At 67.9% G+C, this 4920-nt stretch carries 5 protein-coding genes; 4 read left to right on the top strand and 1 reads right to left on the bottom strand.

Annotated features, from left to right (window positions below):
- Positions 1-134 precede the first annotated feature (134 nt).
- On the bottom strand, positions 135-566 hold the full coding sequence (locus ACMZ6R_RS20050; RefSeq protein WP_416114722.1) for a hypothetical protein: 432 nt from the start codon (positions 564-566) through the stop codon (positions 135-137).
- Positions 567-680: 114 nt separating this feature from the next.
- On the opposite strand from ACMZ6R_RS20050, the gene ACMZ6R_RS20045 reads away from it, so the two are divergent.
- The 4 genes from ACMZ6R_RS20045 (at position 681) to ACMZ6R_RS20030 (ending at position 4748) form a co-directional block, all read left to right on the top strand.
- Positions 681-1712, top strand: coding sequence for a cobalt-precorrin 5A hydrolase (locus ACMZ6R_RS20045; RefSeq protein ID WP_416114721.1), 1032 nt, complete (start codon positions 681-683; stop codon positions 1710-1712).
- The gene (gene cobJ, locus ACMZ6R_RS20040) at positions 1619-2458 is read left to right on the top strand and encodes a precorrin-3B C(17)-methyltransferase (RefSeq protein WP_416114720.1); all 840 of its coding nucleotides are present in this window, start codon (positions 1619-1621) and stop codon (positions 2456-2458) included. Before ACMZ6R_RS20045 ends, cobJ begins: the two co-directional genes overlap by 94 nt.
- A gap of 120 nt (positions 2459-2578) precedes the next feature.
- Positions 2579-2962 (top strand): cytochrome c3 family protein, encoded by a 384-nt coding sequence (locus tag ACMZ6R_RS20035; RefSeq protein ID WP_416114719.1) that lies wholly within the window; start codon positions 2579-2581, stop codon positions 2960-2962.
- A gap of 79 nt (positions 2963-3041) precedes the next feature.
- Complete coding sequence (locus ACMZ6R_RS20030) at positions 3042-4748, top strand: hypothetical protein (RefSeq protein ID WP_416114718.1); 1707 nt, start codon at positions 3042-3044, stop codon at positions 4746-4748.
- Positions 4749-4920: the final 172 nt, after the last annotated feature.

Below are 4920 nucleotides of genomic sequence, written 5' to 3'. Positions count from 1 at the left end.
TAGTTACAGGATGCTGCCGTCACATCACCCCTACCTGTTAAAAGTTTTGGGGAGGGGAGAGCGCGAGAGGGGAACCCTTTTTTCAAAAAGGGTTCCCCTCTCGCACTGTTCGCGCTTTCCCTTCCCCAAGGGCCTCACGCCTGGGCGGTGAGCATGGGGGCGGAGCGGGAGGCGGTGGTTTCGCCGTTTCGGGCGTAGGCCCGCAGGGCGCGGGTCTGGGCGGTGCCGGAGGTTCCCTGGTCCGACGCGGACGCGGCGTTCGTGGGGGAGGTTTCCGTCGAAACGGTCAGGCTCACGGCCACGGCGACTTGGCGGGCCAGGGCCTGTCCCTGTCCGGCGAAATCCCGTCCGCCCGTGGCTGCACCGTCCTGTGAGGCCTCGCCGGCCGAGACCGGCCCGCTGCCGACGGCGGCGGCTTCCTGGACGGGCGGCACGGCCGCGACGACCTGTCCGGCCGCGGCGCCGGTGGCCGAGGCCGCCCGAACCGGCGGATCGGGCACGACCGGAGCCTGGGCCGCGTAAAGCCCCAGTACCCCGTAGCCGCCGCTGTCCACCGCATCGATCATGGCAGTCTCCGCAAGAGGTCCGCATGAGGGACGGACCATTCCTTATCCAAGAGCCTTATCGGCCGCCCGCGCAATCTTCTTTAGCCCCGCCGCAAAAAAGCGTATGTGCCTCCCATGCCGCAATCGCGACCGGCCGTGTATGCCGTCACCCGCAAAGGAGCCGCCCTCGGCCGCCTCCTGGCCGCAAAACTTGACGCCGACCTTTTCGTCCCCGACCGCCTGGCCGACGAGGCCGGCGCTGTGGGCTATGCCGCCTTGGGCGAGCTTGTGGCCGCAAGCTTCCACGCGCGCCCGGCCCATGTGTTCGTGTGCGCCTGCGGCATTGCCGTGCGGGCCATCGCCCCGCACCTCGGCGACAAATACAGCGATCCGGCGGTCATCTGCCTGGACGACGCCGGTCGTTTCGCCATAAGCCTGCTGGCCGGGCATTACGGTGGGGCCAACGCCCTGGCCCGGGAGGCGGCCGCCTGTGTCGGGGCCGTGCCGGTGGTCACCACGGCCACGGACGCGGCCGGCGCGCCGGCCGTGGAGCTGCTGGCCCGGGAACGCGGCCTCGGCCTGGACAATCCGCAGGCCACCCGCCGCGTCAATGCCGTGCTGGCGGCCGGAGGCCCGGTGGCCGTGTTCGATCCGCTGGGGCTTTTCCCGGTGGACGATCCGGCGAAGGCCCGTTTTTTCGTCTGGGTGGCCGCGCCCGAGCCGCCCGAACCCGGAACGCCGCTGGTGGTCGTGGACTGGCGACAGGGACGACCGGCTCCGGACCGGCTTTACCTGCGGCCAAGGGTGCTGGCGGTCGGGGTGGGCTGCCGGCGGGGAACCCCGACGACCGAAATTCTGGAGCTTATCGAACGGGTGTGCCGGGAACGCGGCATTTCCCCGGCCAGCATCGGCGTCATCGCCTCCATCGAGGCCAAGCGCGACGAGGCGGGCATTCTCCAGGCCGCCGCCACGCTCGGAGCGCGAACGATTTTCTACGAAGCGGAAGAACTGGCCGCTGTGGCTGTTCCCCATCCGTCGGCCACGGTGGCGAAACACATGGGAACGGGAAGCGTATGCGAAGCGGCGGCGATACTGGCCTCGAACGGGGGCAGGCTTGTGGTCCCCAAGACGGCGACGAAACGCGCCACGGCCGCCGTGGCCGTCTGACGGTGATCGGGCTTGGCCCGGGCGACGCGGCCCTGCTCGCCCCCCTGGCGGCCGAAGCCCTCGGGACGGCCGGGATGGTGGCCGGGTATGCGACCTACATCGACCTTGTGCCGCCCGAACTGCTGGCCGGCAAGGAAGTTATGGCAACGGGCATGACCGGCGAGGTGGCCCGCTGCCGGGCGGCCCTGGAAGCGGCGGCGGCCGGCAAACGCGTGGCCCTGGTCTCGAGCGGCGACGCCGGAGTCTACGGCATGGCCGGGCTGGCCCTCGAAATGCTCGACGCCATGGGGCTGGCCGACCGGATGGATTTCGACGTGGTGCCGGGCATCCCGGCCGTTTGCGCGGCAGCGGCCCTGCTCGGCGCGCCGCTCACCCACGATTTCGCCGTGGTCAGCCTGTCGGACCTGCTCACGCCCCTGGAAGTCATCCGCCGCCGGCTGGACGCGGCCCTGGCCGCCGATTTCGTGCTGGCCCTCTACAACCCCCGCTCCCGGCGGCGCTCCGGCTACCTGGAGGAGGCGCTGGCCCTGGCCGGACGCCATCGCGATCCGCAAACGCCCGTCGGCATGGTCAAAAACGCCTTTCGTCCAGGCCAGGAAATCCGCGTGTCCCCCCTGGCCGGGGCCGACCCGGCCTTTGCCGACATGCTGACCCTGGTGGTCATCGGCAACGCCGCCACGCGCCTGGCGGCCGGGCGCATGCTCACCCCGCGCGGCTATGCCGAAAAGTACACCCTGGAGGGCTGATTTTCCTACCTTTTCGGACTGAAATCTTCCGTCTTTTCCGGGCGATGCACCTTGACAGGCTGTCGGGGCTGGTCGTACACACCCTATGTGAAAAATTATTCTTGGAAGGAGGTGTGAGGGATGAGAAAAGCGTTGTTTACGATTCTCGCTTGCATGGCGTTGGTGGGCTTCGTGGGCCTGCCCATGCTGCAAGCCGTGGAAGCTCCGGCGGACATGAAGATCAAGGCACCGGAAGGCTACGACAAAGTCACCAAGACCGAAGTGGCTTTCTCCCACAAGGGCCATGCCAAGATCGACTGCAAGATGTGCCACCACAAGGGTGAAGCCAACCAGAAGTGCTCCGCCGCCGGCTGCCACGACAGCAAGGACAGCAAGGACAAGACCAGTGAGCATTCCTTCTACAAGGCTTTTCACGACATGAAGAGCCCGCACAGCTGCATCGGCTGCCACAAGAAGGAAGCCAAGGGCCCGACCAAGTGCCCCGAGTGCCATCCGAAGGCTTAATTGTGCCTTGGCGAGGCTGGGCGCCTATCCCCCGGCCTCGCTTTCATATTTCTGACGCCGCATCAGGCCGAGGTATCCCATGCCGACCGACAAACCCCTTCCCGAAAGCGACGACGACATCATCGATCTGACCGACCTCGTCGAAGAGGGGAGCGTCGGCGACGACGCCGGTAACGACGCCCCCGTGGACATGAGCTTCGAGCAGGAGCTCGAGGACCTGTTCGGCGACGCCGAGCCGACCCCGGCCACGTCCGCACCCGCCACCGACGACGCCATGGCCGACCTCTTCGGCGACGATGACGCCAAGGCCGAAGGCGACGACCTCCTGGCCCAGTTCGATGCCGCGCCGAAGCCCGCCGCCCACACGCCCGAAGCGTCCGGCACGGACGAAGCCCCGGCGGCTCCCGAGGAAGCGGACGACGCCCTGGATCTTTCCGACATGAGCCTGTCCGCGTTCGAGCCCGAAGCGCCGCAGTCCCAGGCCGCCGACGAGGGGCCAGGGCGCGAACCGAGCATGGACGACCTGCTCGGCGACCTGCCCCCGGCCCCGGACGAAGCCCCGGCCACGACCGGCGGCCCCGATCTGGCGGAACTCGACGCCATCGAGGAAACGCCGGCCGTCGCGCCGCTTGCGGCCGCTACCGCCGGAGCCATCGATCTGGCCGCCCTGGACAAGCTCATCGACACGGCCAAGGGACCGGCCCCGGAGTCCCCGGACGAGGAAGCCGCCAAAACCGGCCGCCTGGACGCCCTGGGCGCCCGCATCGACGCCTTGGAAACCTCCACCGCCACCCTGTGCGACAAGGTCGAAGCCCTGCCCACGGCCGCCGACGGCGACGCTTTGGCCGACGCCCTGGCCGCCCGCATCGACGCCTTGGAAACCTCCACCGCCACCCTGTGCGACAAGGTCGAAGCCCTGCCCACGGCCGCCGACGGCGACGCCTTGGCCGACGCCCTGTCGGCGCGGCTGGAAGACTCCCTGTCCGAACGCCTGGATGCGATCCTGGCCGGCCAGCCACAGGCCCCGGACCACGAGAAACTCAAGGCCGAAATTCTCGAAGCCGCCGACGAAAAGGGTGGAGCGGCCCGGGATGCGCTGCTGGCCGAGGTGCGCCAGTCCCTGGCCCGGCTGGAAACCCTGACCCAGGACCAGCAGGGACAGTTCACGGATTTCACCGCCACCATGGAAACCCGGCTGGCCGAGATCACCCGCGAGCTGCCGCAGCCGGATGCCTTTGCCACCAAGGACAGCCTTGCCGCCAGCCTGGAGACGCTCGGGGAGACGCTTTCCCGCGACATCGCCGGCAAGCTCGACGAACGCCTGACCGAGTTGCGCCGGGAACTGCGCGAGACGCTCAGCACCGAGCTGGCGTCGACCCTGGACGAACGCCTGGCCGAGGCCATGGAATCGGCCAAGCAGACCGCCCGGCAAGAGGTCGAGGCTCTCGGCGGTGTGCTGACCGGCCGCATCGAGACCCTGGAATCCGAACGCCAGGACTCCGAAAAGCTCGTCGCCGCCATCACCGACGACGTGACCAGCCAGGTGCGCGACGCCCTTGCCCCTTCCCTGGCCGCTCTCGAGGCCAAGCCGGACCGCGCGGATATCGACGCGGCCCTGGCCCCCGCCCTCGAAGCCCTTGCGACCAAAGTGGACAAGGCGGAGCTTGAAGCGGCCATAAACGCCCTGCGCGAGGAACTGGCGGACGAGATCAAAAAACTCGTGCCCAAGGCCGCCGCCGACGTGATCCGCGAGGAAATCACCGCCCTGGCCAAAGAATTATTGTAGAGAGAAGAGAGAAGATGAGATGCGAGAGGGGGACCCTTTTTGAAAAAAGGGTCCCCCTCTCGCGCTCTCCCCTCCAAAAAACTTTCAACGGTTACAGGCAGGTAAAGCAAACGCCTTGTAACTATTAAAAATCTTTGGAAGGGGGGTCCGGGGGGAAACTTTTCTACAGAAA

The sequence above is a fragment of the Solidesulfovibrio sp. C21 genome (assembly GCF_047785625.1).
Lineage (GTDB): Bacteria > Desulfobacterota > Desulfovibrionia > Desulfovibrionales > Desulfovibrionaceae > Solidesulfovibrio.
The sequence above is the reverse complement of the archived record's forward strand: the minus strand, read 5'-3'. Positions and strand labels throughout refer to the sequence as shown.